Below are 16,449 nucleotides of genomic sequence, written 5' to 3'. Positions count from 1 at the left end.
GCCGACACCGCGCTCTCGATCCCCGCGATTTCCGCGCGCTGAGCCAGCACGGATACCGGCAGGTAGGCTGATGCGGCCGCTGCCCGAAACGGTGCCGTCTCCCAGGTAGGCTAGAGACACACCAACGAGAAGGACGAGGGAATGACCGAGACCGATCAGATCGAGCCGCTGAGCACGCAGACACGGATCCTCCACGTGCTCGCCGACACCACGGAACCCGTCGCCGAAGTGGCGAAGCTCGCCGTCATCGGTCACCTGCGCGCCGGCCACCAGGTCGCCCTCGCCGCCCACTCCTCGATCCTGGAGACCCTCGAGGTGCCCGCGGACCTGGTCGAGAACTACCGGGAGATCGAGCTGAGCGCCAAGCGCCGCCTCTCACCCTCCGATCCCGCCTCGGCGTTCACCCTCCACAAGATCTACCCGCACGTCGACATCGTCCACGGTCACGGCCTCCACGCGGCCACCCTCTCGGGACTCGGCTTCACGGGCCTGCCCTCGCGGCTGAGCCCCCGGGCCGTCGGCACGATCGAGAACTTCGACCCCGCCGACGTCATCGAGAAGACCGGGGCGGAGATCGTCGCCCGCACCGCCAGCGCGGTCCTCGGCACGACCGAACCCGTCGTCGAATGGTTCTCCGGCTCCGTGCCGCTGACCGAACGCGCCGAACTCGTCACCCCCGACATCGACTCCGACCTCACGGTCACCGCCTCCCGCGCGCAGGTGCGCCGCGAACTCGGCATCGACGAGGGCACGTGGATGGTCGCGAGCCCCATCGCACTCAAGGACCACACGGCGCTCGCGACCGTCCTCGACGCCGCCGACCAGATCAACCGGCGCCGCCCCGACCGCCGGGTCGTCTTCGTGCTCACCGGCACCGGACGCGACCGCCGCCAGATCGCCCGGGCGTTCTCAGACCGCGGCGTCATCGTCGCCCCGACCGGTGACCTCGTCGACGTCGTCGCGGCCGCCGACGTCGTCATCGCCGCCGAGCAGATGACGGGCCTGAGCCACGAGGACCTCATGCAGCTGGCCAAGCCCACCGTCTTCATCGGCGCCGAACGCCGCGCCGGCATCTGGGGTGACGCGGCCGACATCGTGCCCGCCGACGACACCGACGCCCTGCTGCGTGAGATCAATCATCTTCTCGACGACCCGTCCGCACGCGGAGCCCAGGCGATCGCAGCGAAGAAGCGGGTCATCGACGTCGACAGCCCCTCAGAGATCGCCGCGAGCCTGCTCGGTCTCTACGCCGAGGTCGAGGCCCGGTCGAAGTCGGCAAGCCGAGTTTGATAGAATCAAATTCCGTGGTGAATCGAACCGGGCCGACTGAGCCGAACACAGTAAAGCACATCTTCGTCACGGGAGGCGTCGCCTCCTCTCTCGGCAAGGGTCTGACGGCATCGAGCCTCGGACACCTGCTCACACAGCGCGGCATCAAGGTCGCCATGCAGAAGCTCGACCCCTACCTCAATGTGGATCCGGGCACGATGAATCCGTTCCAGCACGGTGAGGTCTTCGTCACCGAGGACGGAGCGGAGACCGACCTCGACATCGGCCACTACGAGCGCTTCCTCGACATCGACCTCGACGGGGCCGCGAACGTCACGACCGGTCAGGTCTACTCCTCGGTCATCGCCAAGGAGCGCCGCGGCGCCTACCTCGGCGACACGGTCCAGGTCATCCCGCACATCACGGACGAGATCAAGTCCCGGATGCGCGCCCAGGCCGAACGTCCCGCCGAGGACCGTCCCGATGTCATCATCACCGAGATCGGCGGCACCGTCGGCGACATCGAGTCCCAGCCGTTCCTCGAGGCCGCCCGCCAGGTCCGCCACGACGTCGGCCGCGACAACGTCTTCTTCATCCACGTCTCCCTCGTGCCCTACCTCGGGCCTTCGGGTGAGCTGAAGACGAAGCCGACCCAGCACTCGGTGGCGGCCCTTCGCTCGATCGGCATCCAGCCCGACTCGATCGTGCTCCGCTCCGATCGAGAGCTGCCCGACTCGATCCGCGGCAAGATCGCCTCCTCGTGCGACGTCGATCTCGAAGCGGTCGTGTCCTGCGTCGACGCCCGCAGCATCTACGACATCCCCAAGGTCCTCCACGACGGCGGCCTCGACGTCTACGTCATCCGCCGCCTCAACCTGCCCTTCCGCGACGTCGACTGGACGAAGTGGGACTGGGTCCTCGACCGCGTACACCAGCCCGCCCACGAGGTGACGATCGGCGTCGTCGGCAAGTACATCGACCTGCCCGACGCCTACCTGTCCGTCACCGAGGCGCTGCGCCACGGCGGGTTCGCCAACGACGCGAAGGTCCGGATCGAATGGATCCAGTCCGACGGCTGCGAATCCGACGCCGAGGCGGCCGCCGTCCTGGGCGGCCTCGACGCGATCTGCATCCCCGGAGGCTTCGGCATCCGCGGCATCGAAGGCAAGGTCGGTGCCCTGAAGTTCGCCCGCGAGAACAACATCCCGACCCTCGGCCTGTGCCTGGGCCTGCAGTGCATGGTCATCGAGTACGCACGCAACGTCGCCGGCATCGAGGGCGCCTCGTCCTCGGAGTTCGACCCCGACACGAAGTTCCCGGTCGTCGCGACGATGGCCGAGCAGATGTCGATCGTCGACGGCGAGGGCGACCTCGGCGGCACGATGCGCCTGGGCACCTACCGGGCGAAGCTCGACGAGGGCAGCGTCGTCGCCGAGACCTACGGCTCGACCGACATCAGCGAACGCCACCGTCACCGCTACGAGGTCAACAACGCCTACCGCGACGACCTCGCCGAGGCGGGGCTGAAGTTCTCGGGCACCTCGCCCAACGGCGAGCTCGTCGAATTCGTCGAGCTGCCCGAGTCCGAGCACCCGTACTACGTCTCGACCCAGGCCCACCCCGAGCTCAAGTCTCGTCCGACGAAGCCGCACCCGCTCTTCGCGGGGCTCGTCGCCGCAGCCCTGAAGCAGAAGTGAGGGCCGGGCGCCGATGAGCGATCTGCACGACGTCCCGTTCACCCCGGAGATCACTGCCTCCGACGAGGTGTATCGGGGCGCCGTGTGGACGATCCGGCGTGAGACCTTCGACCTGCCCGAAGCCGCAGGCCTCGTCCGCGACCTCATGGCCCACACCGGGGCCGTTGCCGTCGCGTGCGTCGACGCGGAGGATCGCCTCCTCCTCGTCCAGCAGTACCGCCACCCCGTCCGGGCGCGCCTGTGGGAGGTCCCCGCGGGCCTGCTCGACATCCCCGGCGAGGACCCGCTCACCGCCGCCAAACGCGAACTCGCCGAGGAGGCCGACCTCACCGCCGCCCGCTGGGAGGTCCTCTCCGACTCGGCGCTGTCACCCGGGGGCAGCAGCGAATCCATCCGCCTCTACCTTGCCCGTGGGCTCAGCCTGGTTCCCGCCGCGGACCAGCATGAGCGCAGCGACGAGGAGGCCGGGTTCGTCTACCGGTGGGTCAGCCTCGACGAGGCGCTCACCGCGATCGGCGAGGGCAGGATCACCAATGCCGTCGCCCAGCTCGCGATCCTCCAGGTGAGCAATGTCTTAGCCGCCGAGGCGGCCGGCCGGCCGACGCGCACGCGCAGTTTCGACGCGCCCCGTCTTCTCGTCGACGGCCGTGACACCCCGCCGGCCGGTCAGTCGACCGACGCGGACTCCTAGACCCGCATGGCCCGGCACGGCGCCGAACTCCTCCCCGAGCTGCCTGCGGCGATCGCCCGCGACATCGGAGCCTACCTCGCATCCCTGCGCTTCGAACGCGGGCTCTCACTCAACTCGATCGACGCCTATGCCCGTGACCTCGGGAGGTACGGGACGTGGCTGGCAGACGCCGGGGTCGAGCGCCTCGGCGAGGTCAGCCGCACCCACGTCGAGGACTTCGCCCTGCACCTCCAGGACTCCGGTCTCGCCCCGCGCACCCGCGCCCGCGCCCTCGTCGCCGTCCGCCGGTTCCACTCCTTCGCCGCCGCCGACGGCCTCACGGGGACCGACCCGGCATCCGAGGTCAGCCCGCCCCGGGAGGGACTGCGGCTGCCGAAGGCGCTGTCGGTGGCAGCGATCGAGGCGATGCTCGCGACCACCGGCGGGGAGGAACCCGCGCAGATCCGGGCCGCAGCCCTCCTCGAACTCCTCTACGCCACAGGTGCCCGGATCTCCGAGGCCGTCGGCGCCGACCTCGACGACATCGACCTGGAGACCGGACTCATCCGCCTCTACGGCAAGGGCGGGAAGGAGAGGATCGTCCCCTTCGGCTCGCATGCCCAGGCGGCGCTCGGGGCCTGGGTGACCCGGGTGCGCCCGGGGATGGCGGCGAAGGCGAAGGCCGGCACCCCGGCAGGGGCCCTGTTCCTCAACGCCCGCGGCACCCGGATGTCCCGGCAGACGGCGTGGAAGATCGTCGGGCGGGCCGGTGAGCTCGCCGGGGTGGGCACCGAGGTGTTCCCGCACACGTTCCGGCACTCGTTCGCCACCCACCTCCTCGAGGGCGGGGCGGACATCCGCGTCGTCCAGGAGCTGCTCGGCCACGCCTCGGTGACGACGACGCAGATCTACACGAAGGTGTCGGAGGAAACATTGCGCGAGGTCTACGCCACCTCGCACCCCCGAGCGCGGTAGGGTTGGTCTCAGCACGCAACGAAAGGTGGCCGACCGAGTGATGAATCCGCAACAGGCGTTGGATCTGTCCGCAGTGAAGTCCCCCACGGCGGGAGCCGAGGACTTCGCCGAACCAGCACCCCTGGACTCGCACGGTCCCGCCCGCATCATCGCCATGGTCAACCAGAAGGGCGGGGTCGGGAAGACGACCTCGTCGATCAACCTCGGTGCCTCTCTGGCCGCGTACGGCCGCAAGATGCTCCTCGTCGACTTCGACCCGCAGGGTGCCCTGTCCGTGGGACTGGGCATCAACCCCTACGATCTCGACATCAGCGTCTACAACCTGCTCATGAACCCCCGCCTCGACCCGCACGAGGTCATCGTCGAGACCGACTTCGACAACATCGACGTCCTGCCCGCGAACATCGACCTCTCCGCGGCCGAGGTCCAGCTCGTCGGCGAGGTCGCCCGCGAACAGGTCCTCTCCCGGGCACTCGCGAAGGTCGCAGGCGAATACGACGTCATCCTCATCGACTGCCAGCCCTCACTCGGTCTGCTCACCGTCAACGCGCTCACCGCAGCCCACGGCGTCATCATCCCGCTCGAGACCGAGTTCTTCGCCCTGCGCGGCGTCGCCCTCCTCGTCGAGACGATCGAGAAGGTCCAGGACCGGCTCAACCCCTCGCTTGAGATCGACGGGATCCTCGCGACGATGTTCGACTCGCGGACCCTGCACTCGAAGGAGGTGATGACGCGCGTGTCCGAGGCCTTCGACGACAAGGTCTTCGACACCGTCATCAACCGCACCGTGAAGTTCCCCGACGCCTCCGTCGCGGCCGAACCGATCACGAGCTTCGCCCCGAAGCATCCCGGCTCCGAGGCGTACCGGCGCCTGGCCAGGGAGCTCATCGCCCGCGGAGGCGCGCCCTGAGCGAGGCTGTCACCGAGGAGGCCGCGGAGCACGGCTTCCAGGTCGAGCTGGAGAACTTCTCCGGCCCCTTCGACCTCCTCCTCGGGCTCATCTCCAAGCGCCGTCTCGACATCACGGAGATCGCGCTCGCCGAGGTGACCGACGAGTTCATCGCGTACACGACGAAACTGGGGGACGAGGGAAGCGGGGCGAGCCTCGCCGAGATCTCCCAGTTCCTCCTCGTCGCCGCGACCCTGCTCGACCTCAAGACCGCCCGGCTCCTGCCCCATGAGGAAGGGGAGGAGGAGCTCGACCTCGAACTCCTCGAAGCCCGCGACCTCCTCTTCGCCAGGCTTCTGCAGTACAAGGCGTACAAGGCCGTGAGCGGGTTCCTCTCCGAGGCGATGACGGCCGGGTCGATCCGCGTGCCCCGTGCCGTCGGACTCGAGGAGGAGTTCCAGGACGTCCTCCCGCCGCTCGAGCTGAGCATCGGCCCCGGTGAGCTCGCCTCCCTGTTCGCGACCGTCCTCCAACGCGACCACACCCCGCCCACGGTCGCCGTCGACCACATCCACCTGCCGCTCGTCAGCGTCTCCGAGCAGCGCGGGCACATCCTCGGGCTGCTGCGCTCCGGCGAGGTCGACTTCCAGGACCTCCTCGACTCTGCGCAGAACACGCTCGTCATCGTCGCCCGGTTCTTAGCCCTCCTCGAGCTCTTCAAGGTCGGCCTCTGCGACTTCACGCAGGACGAGCCGCTGGGCCAGCTCCTCATCTCCCGGACCGAGACCCCAGAGGACGGCGTCGACCTCCGCACGGAGGGTACCTGGAGCGCCGAGGAGGACGAGAGCACCGCCTCGGCGGGGGAGAACGACGACGCGACCGCCTCGGCGGGGACAGACGACAAGGACGGCAGCGCATGATCGACGACGAGATCCTCTCCGGCATCGAAGCCGTGCTCATGGTCAGCGACGCCGCGGTCTCGACCGCGGAACTCGCCGCGGCCCTCGGCATCGACGAGGACACGGTGACCGAGGCGATCGCCGAGCTCTCCCGCGACTACGACGGCGCCCCGGCCGGCTCCTCGGCGGAAGACGGGCAGCCGGCCCGGCGGCAGCGGGGCTTCGAGATCCGGGCCGTGGCAGGCGGCTTCCGCATCCACTCCCGCGGGGACTACCACGACGTCGTCAAGGACTTCCTCACCGCCGGGCAGAGCGCGAAGCTCTCCCAGGCCGCGCTCGAGACCCTCGCGGTCATCGCCTACCGGCAGCCGATCTCGCGCCCCCGCATCGCCGCGATCCGCGGGGTCAGCGTCGACGGCGTCATCCGGACCCTGCTGCTGCGCGGACTCATCGTCGAGGCGGGGAAGGAGGCGACCACCTCGGCGCTGCTCTATGCGACGACGCACCAGTTCCTCGACGCCCTCGGCATGGTCAGCCTCGACGAACTGCCCGACATCGCCCCGTACCTGCCCGAAGACGCCGACGTCGAGGAGCTCGGAGCCGACGAGACCGAGGTCCTCGCCACAGTCGAGGACGGAATGTCACCAGACGACGATTGATTTGAGACAATGGTCCCCATGAGTCCCTACCGCGATCCCAGGGCGCCCGGCGGGCGCAGCAACCGTCCCAGCCGCAAGCAGCGCGCCAGCACGAAGAAGGCGCCCACCGGCACGGGTGAGACCTCGGACGCCCACGTCAGCGGGGGAGTGCGCCTGCAGAAGGTCCTCGCCGAGGCGGGACTGGGCTCACGTCGGGCCTGCGAGCAGCTCATCCTCGACGGCCGGGTCGAGGTCGACGGGAACATCGTCACCGAACTCGGCACCCGCATCGACCCCGAGACGCAGTCCGTCTACGTCGACACGCTGCGGATCTCCACGTCGAAGCAGAAGGTCTACCTCGCGCTCAACAAGCCCGCGGGAGTCGTCTCGACGATGAAGGACCCCGAGGGCCGGAAGAACCTCGCCGACTACGTCGGCAACCGCGCGGAGCGGATCTTCCACGTCGGTCGCCTCGACACCGACACCGAGGGCCTCATCCTGCTCACCAACGACGGGGAGCTCGCCAACCGGCTCGCCCACCCGCGCTACGAGATCCCCAAGACCTACCTCGCGCAGGTCAAGGGCCAGCTCGCGAAGGACGCGAGCGCACGGCTGAAGGCCGGCATCGAACTCGACGACGGCATCGTGAAGGTCGACGAGTTCCGGCTCGTCGACTCCACCCCCGGCCGCTCCGTCGTCGAACTCACCCTCCACTCGGGACGCAACCGGGTCGTGCGCCGCCTGCTCGCAGCGATCGGCAACCCCGTCGAACGCCTCGTGCGCACCCAGTTCGGACCGATCTCGCTCGCCGAGCAGCGGCAGGGCAAGATCCGTCCCCTGCGCTCGGACGAGATCGGCGAGCTCTTCGAGGCCGTCGACCTGTGAGAGTCCACATCATCGGCACCGGGCTGCTCGGTGCGAGCCTCGGCCTGGCGCTGACCGGGCGCGGGCACACGGTGACCCTCGAGGACACCTCGCCCACGGCCCAGCAGCTCGCCGCCGACCTCGGCGCGGGACGCCCGTACACCGCCGGTGAGCCGATCGACCCCGACATCGTCGTCGTCGGCACCCCGCCCGACGTCGCCGCCGCCGTCATCGCGCAGGCGCTGCGGGACTACCCGCGGGCGACGGTGACCGATGTCGCGAGCATCAAGACCCGTCTCCTCGAGACCGTGACGGACCTCGTCACCGCTGATGAGCTCGACCGCTACATCGGCTGCCACCCGATGGCCGGGCGGGAGAAGTCGGGGGCGATCTCGGCCCGGCCCGACCTCTTCATCGCCCGCCCCTGGGTGATCTGCTCCGACGCCGACACCCCGACCCACCGACTCCGCGAGGTCGAGGAGATGGCCGAGGCCACCGGCGCCTCGGTGACCCATCTCGATCCCGGCATCCACGATGCCGCGGTCGCGAAGGTCTCCCACGTCCCGCAGGTCGTGTCCTCCCTCGTCGCCTCCCAGCTGCGCCATGCCCCCCTCGACGAGGTGGCCCTGGCCGGTCAAGGACTGCGCGACGTCACCCGCATCGCCGCCTCCGAACCGGGCCTGTGGACGCAGATCCTGGCCGGCAACGCCGAGGAGGTCAGGGCCGTCCTCGTGGCCCTGCGCACCGAACTCGACACGGTCATCGAGGCCCTCGAACTCGGTCCCGGATCGACCGGGGCGATCGCGCGGACGATCGCGCACGGCAACGAGGGACACGACCGGATCCCCGGCAAGCACGGACAGGCCCCGACGGCATATGCTGTCGTCACGGTCCTCATCCCCGACACGCCGGGGACGCTGGCCTCCCTGTTCAAGGACATCGGGGACCTCGGCATCAACGTCGAGGACTTCCGCATGGACCACGCTCCCGGGCGCCGGCTCGGCATCGTCGACGTCTCGGTGATGCCGGCGAACGCGAGCGACCTCGAGACCGGACTGCAGTCACTGGGATGGCGGATCCCCGAATCCGCCATCGAGAAGGAAGGAACCACATGAGCGTCGTCGCCATCGACGGACCCAGCGGGGTCGGCAAGTCGAGCACTGCGAAGGAGGTCGCCCGCCGCCTTGACTACGCGTACCTCGACACGGGTGCGATGTACCGGGCGATGGCGTGGCTGGCGCTCAGCCGCGGGGTCACCGATCCCGTCGACGTCCTCGAACAGGTCCGCGGCGCCGACCTCGAGATCTCCACCGACCCCGACGAGTTCTCCGTCTCCGTCGACGGCATCGACGTCACCGATGAGATCCGCAGCGCCGAGGTCTCCGAGAACGTCCAGACCGTCTCCTCCGTCACCGACGCCCGGGCCGAGCTCATCGAGCGGCAGCGCGAGATCATCGCGGCAGCCGCCCCCGGCATCGTCGTCGAGGGCCGTGACATCACGACCGTCGTCGCCCCCGACGCGCCCGTGCGCATCCTCATGACCGCCCGCGACGACGTCCGCGTGGCCCGCCGGGCCAAGGAGGTCCACGGCAATGCCGACGCCGAGGCGGTCGCCGCCACCGCGAACCTGGTCACCGGCCGTGACGCGAAAGACGCGGCCACGACGAGCTTCCTCACCGCCGCCGAGGGCGTCTTCACCCTCGACACGAGCGATCTGAACTTCGAGCAGGTCGTGGGGACCGTGCTCGACCTGGTGAAGGACGCAGAATGACCGACGAGGAATTCCACGAGACCCCCGACGAGGCGCTCGCCGAGCGCCTCGGGCAGATCAGCGACGAGGAAGCCGAACAGCGGGCGACCGCGCTCGAGGCCGGACTCGAGAGCTACGAACTCGAGGACGAGGACCGGGCGCTGCTCGACACCCTCGGCTTCGAGATCGAAGAGGAGGAGGCCCACGGGGCCGATCCGGTCCTGGCGATCGTCGGCCGACCCAACGTCGGCAAGTCCACCCTCGTCAACCGCATCCTCGGCCGCCGTGAGGCCGTCGTCGAGGACGTTCCCGGCGTCACCCGCGACCGGGTGAGCTACCGGGCGGAGTGGAACGGCAAGGACTTCACCCTCGTCGACACCGGCGGCTGGGACTCCGACTCGAAGGGCATGGCCTCGCGGATCGCGATCCAGTCCGAGGTCGCCGTCGACATGGCCGACGCCGTCGTCCTCGTCGTCGACGCGACGACCGGTCCCACGGCCACCGACGAGATGGTCGTGAAGATGCTGCGGAAGAAGAAGAAACCCGTCATCCTCGCCGCGAACAAGGTCGACGACGAACGCGGCGAGCTCATGGCCGCCGAACTCTGGGGCCTCGGACTCGGCCAGCCGTGGTCGGTCTCGGCCCTGCACGGGCGCGGCGTCGCCGACCTCCTCGACGAGGCGATCTCCGTCCTGCCCGAGGTCTCCGAGGTCGAGACCCGCATCGAGGAGGGCGGACCCCGCCGGGTCGCCCTCGTCGGGCGACCCAACGTCGGCAAGTCCTCCCTGCTCAACAAGCTCGTCGGCTCCGAACGCGTGCTCGTCGACAACGTCGCCGGCACCACCCGCGATCCCGTCGACGAACTCATCGAGCTCGGCGGGAAGCAGTGGCGCTTCGTCGACACCGCCGGCATCCGCAGGCGTGCCCACCAGGCCAGCGGCGCGGACTTCTACGCCGCCCTGCGCACGCAGACGGCGCTCGAGCGCGCCGAGGTCGCCGTCGTCCTCCTCGAAGCGCAGGAACCCCTGAGCGAGCAGGACGTGCGCATCGTCACGACCGCCGCCGAGGCGGGACGGGCCATCGTGCTCGCGTTCAACAAGTGGGACCTCCTCGACGAGGAGCGCCGCTACTACCTCGAACGCGAGATCGAACGCGACCTCGCCCACGTCGCCTGGGCACCGCGGGTGAACATCTCCGCGAAGACCGGACGGCACGCGGAGAAGCTCGTGCCGGCGATGGAGACCGCGCTGGAGAACTGGGACAAGCGCATCCCCACCGGGCGTCTCAACGCGTTCCTCGGCGAACTCGTCGCCGCGAACCCGCACCCGGTGCGCGGAGGCAAGCAGCCGCGCATCCTCTTCGGCACCCAGGTCCAGTCCCGGCCGCCGAAGTTCGTGCTCTTCACCTCCGGATTCCTCGAACCGGGGTATCGTCGGTTCATCATCAGGCGTCTGCGCGAGACGTTCGGCTTCGAGGGAACGCCGATCGAGGTCTCGATGCGGATTCGGGAGAAGAGACGAGGTCGGTAGATGAGCGAAGGCGCTGAGCCGCAGGCAGCCCCACCATGGCATGCCCGGCCGCCGGCGAGAGCCCTCGCCGTCGTCCTCACCATCGCAGGCCTCGCCTACGCTCTGACCTTCTTCCGGGGACTCCAGGAGATCGTCGCCCCCGTCTTCCTCGCGCTCAACTTCTACATCGTCGTCTACCCCGTGCAGCGGTTCCTCACCAAGCGCGGGGTGCCCGGGGCGATCGGGGCGTGCGTGTCCGTCGTCCTCGTGCTGCTCATGATCCTGGCGTTCTTCGGGCTCACGGCGTGGTCGATCGCCGAACTCGTCATCCTCATCCCCAGCTACGGCAGCGAGCTCGTGGCGACGTATCACAGCCTCATGTCGATGCTCTCGGACCTCGGGGTGACCTCGAACCTGCTCGAGGCGCAGCTGCGGCAGTTCAACGTCCGCTCGATCCTCGACGCGATCACCCCGCTGCTGACGAACATCTCCCTCGGTGCCGGCCTGCTCACCACGGTGATCATGGCGGTCTTCTTCGTCGCGATGGACTCGATGGGCGTGGGCATGCGGATGGGGATGCTGCGGGACGCCAAGCCGTCGCTCGCGCAGGCCCTCGGCGGGTTCGCGACCGGCGTGCGCCGCTACTGGGTGGTCGCGACGATCTTCGGTCTCATCGTCGCGATCCTCGACGTCGTGGCGCTCGCGATCATCGACGTCCCGCTCGTGTGGGTGTGGGGTGTGCTCGCGTTCCTCACGAACTACATCCCGAACATCGGCTTCGTCATCGGCCTCATCCCGCCGGCATTGCTCGCCCTCGTCGACAGCGGTTGGCAGTCGGCCCTGTGGGTGATCGTCGCGTACTGCGTGCTCAACTTCGTCATCCAGGCGATCATCCAGCCGAAGTTCACGGGAGAGTCCGTGGGGGTGACCCCGCTCGTGTCGTTCCTCTCGCTGCTCTTCTGGGTGTGGGTGCTCGGATGGCTCGGTGCCCTGCTCGCCCTGCCGGCGACCCTGCTCGTCAAGGCGCTCCTCGTCGACGCCGACCCGAAGGCGCGGTGGGTCAACATCCTGCTCGCCTCCGACCCCAAGACGGCCCACACCCCCGTCCACTGACCCGGACACCCGAGGTCACTGACCCGGTCGCCGGTCGGCCGCCTCGGCGAAATTCTGTCGATCCACGCGGGGCCGGATTTCCGCGTCGCGGGCGGCGCGGATTTCGTGCCTGGCGTGGAACGGCGGTGCGGCGGATCGCGGGGGCGTCGATTTCCGTGCTCCGCGTGGATCCGCGCGGACGGATCCAGCCGCCGGTCGACTGCCTCGGCGAAATTCTGTCGATCCACGCGGGGCCGGAATTCCGCGTCGCGGGCGGCGCGGATTTCGAGCCTCGCGTGGATCGGCGTCGCGGCGGATCGTGGGGGCGTCGATTTCCGTGCTCCGCGTGGATCGGCGCGGACGGATGCCGGCCGGTCGACTGCCTCGGGAACCGACTACCGCCTGGGGCACGGACGCGCATGCCGGCCGACCGCCTCGGCGGGGTGCGGTCTGCGTCCTCGCCGCCGCTGCCGGCGTCGCTGACAATCGGCGGCAGGCGTGACTACCATGGACTATGGCGACATTGCTGCAGATCCATCCCGAGAACCCCCAGCCCCGACTCATCACCAAGGCCGCTGAGGTCCTCCGCGACGGCGGACTCATCGCCTACCCCACGGACTCGTGCTACGCGCTCGGCTGCGCGCTCGAGAACAAGGAGGGCATCGAGCGCATCACCCGCATCCGCCAGCTCAACTCGAAGCACCACTTCACCCTCATGTGCCACGACTTCGCCCAGCTGGGGCAGTTCGTCATCGTCGACAACTCGGACTTCCGGGCGATCAAGTCGATGACGCCGGGCCCGTACACGTTCATCATGAAGGCGACGAAGGAGGTCCCGCGCCGGATGATGCACCCGAAGAAGCACTCGGTGGGCGCCCGCATCCCGCAGAACACCACGGCCCTGGCCCTCGTCGAGGCGATGGGGGAGCCGATCCTCTCCTCGACCCTCCTGCTGCCCGGCGATGAGAACCCGCTCACCGAGGCCGAGGACGTCATGGACCAGATCGGCCACGACGTCGACGTCGTCATCGAGTCGGGCACCCCGGGCGTCGTGCCCACCTCGGTCATCGACTTCACGGGCAAGTACCCGGAGGTCGCCCGCGTCGGCGCCGGTGACGTCTCCCGCTTCCTCGACGAGTAGGATTCCTCGCCGAGGCGGGCACCGATCCTCAGGTGCTCTCGATGATGATCGCCCCGACCGGACACGTGCGTTCGGCGAGCTCCAAGCGGGCAGGGTCCCTGTCGTCGGCCTCGTCGGTGACCACGGCGACGCCGCGGGCCTCATCCATCCTGAACCAGCCGGGGGCGAGCCGTGCGCAGCTGCCCGAGCCGATGCAGATGGGCTCCTCGACGGTGACCTTCTCAGGATTCGACATCATGCTGCGCTCTCTGTGTGTCGGACGGTGAATTCCCGCCGCAGAGCGGCGAACTCTCGGGGCCTGCCGACGACGAGGGCGGCGACGGGACGTCCCCGGTGCCGGTAGTGGGCGATGAACGTATCGGCGGCCTCACCGTCGTCGAACTCGACGTCGAGGCTGTCGATGTCGGTTCCCGGCGGAACCTGACCCAACCACTGCACGAGCAGCCCGTGCTGATGCGACCAGAAGTACGGGACAGGGTCGAACGGTTCGAGGTCGGCGACCTCCCCTTCGGCCAGGACGGTCCTCGCCGCTGCCGCACCGTGCTCGGCAGCCGTGCGCCAGTGACCGCCGGGCAGCCACGACCGTGTCCGGGGACTCCACCGTCGGGTGCAGTCGCCGGCGGCATAGACATCGGGGACACCCGTGCGGCCGTAGGCGTCGACGCTGATGCCGCCGAGGCGGGAGGTCTCGTCGACGAGGTCGGTGACCGTCGGGCACCACCGATCGTTGGGGACGATGCCGGTGCCGACGAGCACGGCGTCGCCGCTCAGATGCGTGCCGTCGCCGAGCATGACGTCGACACCGGAGTCCGTCGAGCACAGGGCGACCGCACGACCGCCGAGGAAGCGCACCCCCTTGGCATGGTGTCGTTCCGCCATGCGCTCGGCGGCCGCATGGCCGACCGCGGCGGCAAGCGGCCTGGCGCTGCGGTCGACGATGACGACCTCGCAGCCGAGGGATGCCGCGGTCGAGGCGACCTCGCAGCCGACGAAGCCGGCGCCGATGACGACGAGCCGTCGCAGCCCGGGAAGCTGACTGCGCAGGGCGCGGGCGTCGGGAAGATCGCGCAGCACATGGATCCGGGGGTCGGTGAGGAGCCCCGGCACCGTGCGCCGGGCATGGGCCCCGGTGGCGATGACGAGACTGTCGTAGCCGATCGCACTGCGGTCTGAGAGCTCGACGCGATGCGCCTGCGGGTCGAGCGCCACAGCCCGGCGTCCGAGGACCATCTCGACCCCGGCGTCCTCGTAACCGCCCGGCTGCAGCAGAGTGTCGTCCGCCTCGACTAACCCGGAGAGGAACTCCTTCGACAGCAGGGTGCGGTCATAGGGTGCGGTGCGTTCGTCGCTGATCATCGTGACCTCTCCCGCCCGACCGGAGGCCGCCAGCACGGTCGCGCAGCGATGGGCGGCGACGCCGCCGCCGATGATGACGGTGCGCTGAGACCTCACAGTTCGATCACCACCTCGTCGCCGTCGACTCTCACGGGGTAGCGGCGGGCCCTGAACTTGGGGTCGGCGAGTGCCTCTCCGGTGGTGATGTCGAACTCCCAACCGTGCCACGCGCAGCGGACGATGCTGCCGTCGCGACCGTATGCGAAGTCCGTGCCCTGGGTCGGCATCGTGGTTCCGCAGATCGGGCCTTCGCACAGGGCGCCGCCCTTGTGCGGGCAGCCGTTGTGAAGGGCGTAGAACCGACCGGCGACGTTGAAGACGCCGATGCTCCGGCCCTCCACCTCGACGATCCGCCGCTGACCGGGCACGAGCTCGTCGACGGTGCACACGGGATGGCCGTCCCGCCTCGTCTCAGCCGGCGAGCTCATCGACGACCTCCTGTGCCGGCAGTCGGTAGACCGACCGCGCATTGCTGTCGAGGACGGCCTCACGCCAGTCCTCGGGCAGCCGGATGAAGTTGGGATCGTCGAAGTCCCAGTGCGGGTAGTCGGAGGCGAACATGAGCATGTCCTGGGCGCCGATGTCGGCCAGCGCCGGCCACAGCGCCTGCGGGGAGTTCGGCACCTCGAGGGGCTGAGTGGTCAGCCGGATGTGGTCGCGGGCGTACTCGCTGGGCAGGCGTCTGAGCCACGGCGTCTCCTTGCGCAGCGCACGGAAGTCCTCATCGAGGCGCCAGAGGACCGGGGGCACCCAGGCGACGCCGCATTCGATGAGGATCAGCCTGGCATTGGGCCACTTCTCGAACACGCCGTGGGCGATCGTGCTGCCCAGGTGCGCCATCCCGGTCTCACAGAGCAGGGCGTGGGTCTCCCAGAAGAACGTCGTGGGACCGCACGCGATCGGCGTGGAGTTGAGACCGCCCTGCCCGCCGAGGTGGGCCGCGAACGGCAGATCGTACTCCGCGCAGGCCTCCCAGATGGGGTGGAAGAAGGGATCGCCGTACGGCCGTTGGGAGCCGCTGGAGACGAGGACCTGGACGATGTCGGGATGGTCGCCGAGGCGGCGGATCTCGGCGGCGGCGAGCTGCGGGTTCTGCGGTGCGACGCTGAGAGATCCCCGCAGACGCGGGTCGGCCGAGAGCCAGTTCTCGATCATCCAGTCGTTGTAGGCGCTGGCCCCCCCCTGGGCGTAGTACGGGTTGGCCAGCGTCGAGACCTCGATGCTCTCGTCGCCGGTGAGCACGGCATAGTCGATCGAGTACCGATCGAGCAGCTGCTCGGCCAAGAACGGCAGGTCGGCACCCGGGGTCACTCCGGACGGGGGCACGGCGTCGTAGCGCATGAAGCCCTCCGGGTGGAGCCACGGGCGATGCGCGTGGGGGAAGGCCCCGCGCGGCCCGGGGATCTCGCCGCGGTCGAGATACTCCCGGAAGGCAGGGTCGAGGTAGTCGAGCAGAACCTCCGCCGAGGTCCAGCTGTTGTGGACGTCGCAGTCGATCACAGGATCCTCCTTGATTGCCATATGGGCAACATTGGATACATATGGCAATACCAGCGTGGCATCCGCGAGAGGGGCCGTCAAGAGCGGATCGCGATCGGGTGCCGGTCGGGCGCGACCGCCGTTCCGTTCTGCCTGGTGGCGCCGATGCTACGATCTGGAGAC

At 69.3% G+C, this 16,449-nt stretch carries 17 protein-coding genes; 13 read left to right on the top strand and 4 right to left on the bottom strand.

The window, feature by feature from the left end:
• The first annotated feature begins 141 nt into the window (after positions 1–141).
• The 13 genes from AACX88_RS15450 (at position 142) to AACX88_RS15390 (ending at position 13,392) form a co-directional block, all read left to right on the top strand.
• A complete protein-coding gene (locus AACX88_RS15450; protein WP_339393759.1) occupies positions 142–1,290 on the top strand; it encodes a glycosyltransferase in 1,149 nt (382 codons plus the stop codon).
• Positions 1,291–1,304: 14 nt separating this feature from the next.
• Positions 1,305–2,966 (top strand): CTP synthase, encoded by a 1,662-nt coding sequence (locus AACX88_RS15445; protein ID WP_339393758.1) that lies wholly within the window; start codon positions 1,305–1,307, stop codon positions 2,964–2,966.
• 13 nt (positions 2,967–2,979) lie between these two features.
• Positions 2,980–3,657, top strand: coding sequence for an NUDIX domain-containing protein (locus tag AACX88_RS15440; protein WP_339393757.1), 678 nt, complete (start codon positions 2,980–2,982; stop codon positions 3,655–3,657).
• 6 nt (positions 3,658–3,663) lie between these two features.
• Positions 3,664–4,611, top strand: a complete 948-nt coding sequence (gene xerD / locus AACX88_RS15435; protein ID WP_339393756.1) for a site-specific tyrosine recombinase XerD — start codon at positions 3,664–3,666, stop codon at positions 4,609–4,611.
• 40 nt (positions 4,612–4,651) lie between these two features.
• Positions 4,652–5,521, top strand: a complete 870-nt coding sequence (locus AACX88_RS15430) for a ParA family protein (RefSeq protein WP_339393755.1) — start codon at positions 4,652–4,654, stop codon at positions 5,519–5,521.
• Positions 5,518–6,420, top strand: a complete 903-nt coding sequence (locus AACX88_RS15425) for a segregation and condensation protein A (RefSeq protein ID WP_339393778.1) — start codon at positions 5,518–5,520, stop codon at positions 6,418–6,420. Before AACX88_RS15430 ends, AACX88_RS15425 begins: the two co-directional genes overlap by 4 nt.
• Positions 6,417–7,058, top strand: a complete 642-nt coding sequence (scpB, locus tag AACX88_RS15420) for an SMC-Scp complex subunit ScpB (protein WP_339393754.1) — start codon at positions 6,417–6,419, stop codon at positions 7,056–7,058. Before AACX88_RS15425 ends, scpB begins: the two co-directional genes overlap by 4 nt.
• 9 nt (positions 7,059–7,067) lie before the next feature.
• The gene (locus AACX88_RS15415; RefSeq protein WP_422614449.1) at positions 7,068–7,922 is read left to right on the top strand and encodes a pseudouridine synthase; all 855 of its coding nucleotides are present in this window, start codon (positions 7,068–7,070) and stop codon (positions 7,920–7,922) included.
• Positions 7,919–9,016, top strand: a complete 1,098-nt coding sequence (locus AACX88_RS15410; protein ID WP_339393752.1) for a prephenate dehydrogenase — start codon at positions 7,919–7,921, stop codon at positions 9,014–9,016. Before AACX88_RS15415 ends, AACX88_RS15410 begins: the two co-directional genes overlap by 4 nt.
• On the top strand, positions 9,013–9,672 hold the full coding sequence (gene cmk / locus AACX88_RS15405; RefSeq protein ID WP_339393751.1) for a (d)CMP kinase: 660 nt from the start codon (positions 9,013–9,015) through the stop codon (positions 9,670–9,672). The genes AACX88_RS15410 and cmk overlap by 4 nt, the downstream gene beginning before the upstream one ends.
• On the top strand, positions 9,669–11,180 hold the full coding sequence (gene der / locus AACX88_RS15400) for a ribosome biogenesis GTPase Der (RefSeq protein WP_339393750.1): 1,512 nt from the start codon (positions 9,669–9,671) through the stop codon (positions 11,178–11,180). The genes cmk and der overlap by 4 nt, the downstream gene beginning before the upstream one ends.
• Positions 11,181–12,272 carry an AI-2E family transporter gene (locus tag AACX88_RS15395; RefSeq protein ID WP_339393749.1) on the top strand — a complete coding sequence of 364 codons (1,092 nt, stop codon included), beginning with the start codon at positions 11,181–11,183 and terminating at the stop codon, positions 12,270–12,272. It abuts the gene before it with no gap.
• A gap of 493 nt (positions 12,273–12,765) precedes the next feature.
• Positions 12,766–13,392 (top strand): L-threonylcarbamoyladenylate synthase, encoded by a 627-nt coding sequence (locus AACX88_RS15390; RefSeq protein ID WP_339393748.1) that lies wholly within the window; start codon positions 12,766–12,768, stop codon positions 13,390–13,392.
• A gap of 28 nt (positions 13,393–13,420) precedes the next feature.
• Here the strand turns inward: AACX88_RS15390 and AACX88_RS15385 are convergent, their stop codons facing one another.
• Genes AACX88_RS15385 through AACX88_RS15370 form a run of 4 tightly spaced genes read right to left on the bottom strand, consistent with a single transcriptional unit; the run spans position 13,421 to position 16,308 of the window.
• Positions 13,421–13,630: a ferredoxin gene (locus AACX88_RS15385; protein WP_339393747.1), complete on the bottom strand. Its 210-nt coding sequence runs from the start codon at positions 13,628–13,630 to the stop codon at positions 13,421–13,423.
• Complete coding sequence (locus AACX88_RS15380; RefSeq protein WP_339393746.1) at positions 13,627–14,844, bottom strand: NAD(P)/FAD-dependent oxidoreductase; 1,218 nt, start codon at positions 14,842–14,844, stop codon at positions 13,627–13,629. Before AACX88_RS15380 ends, AACX88_RS15385 begins: the two co-directional genes overlap by 4 nt.
• Positions 14,841–15,215: a Rieske (2Fe-2S) protein gene (locus AACX88_RS15375; protein ID WP_339393745.1), complete on the bottom strand. Its 375-nt coding sequence runs from the start codon at positions 15,213–15,215 to the stop codon at positions 14,841–14,843. Before AACX88_RS15375 ends, AACX88_RS15380 begins: the two co-directional genes overlap by 4 nt.
• Positions 15,199–16,308 (bottom strand): amidohydrolase family protein, encoded by a 1,110-nt coding sequence (locus AACX88_RS15370; protein ID WP_339393744.1) that lies wholly within the window; start codon positions 16,306–16,308, stop codon positions 15,199–15,201. Before AACX88_RS15370 ends, AACX88_RS15375 begins: the two co-directional genes overlap by 17 nt.
• Between the last annotated feature and the right edge of the window lie 141 nt (positions 16,309–16,449).

It is taken from the genome of Brevibacterium metallidurans (assembly GCF_037101285.1).
In the GTDB taxonomy this organism is placed as follows: domain Bacteria; phylum Actinomycetota; class Actinomycetes; order Actinomycetales; family Brevibacteriaceae; genus Brevibacterium; species Brevibacterium metallidurans.
The sequence above is the reverse complement of the archived record's forward strand: the minus strand, read 5'-3'. Positions and strand labels throughout refer to the sequence as shown.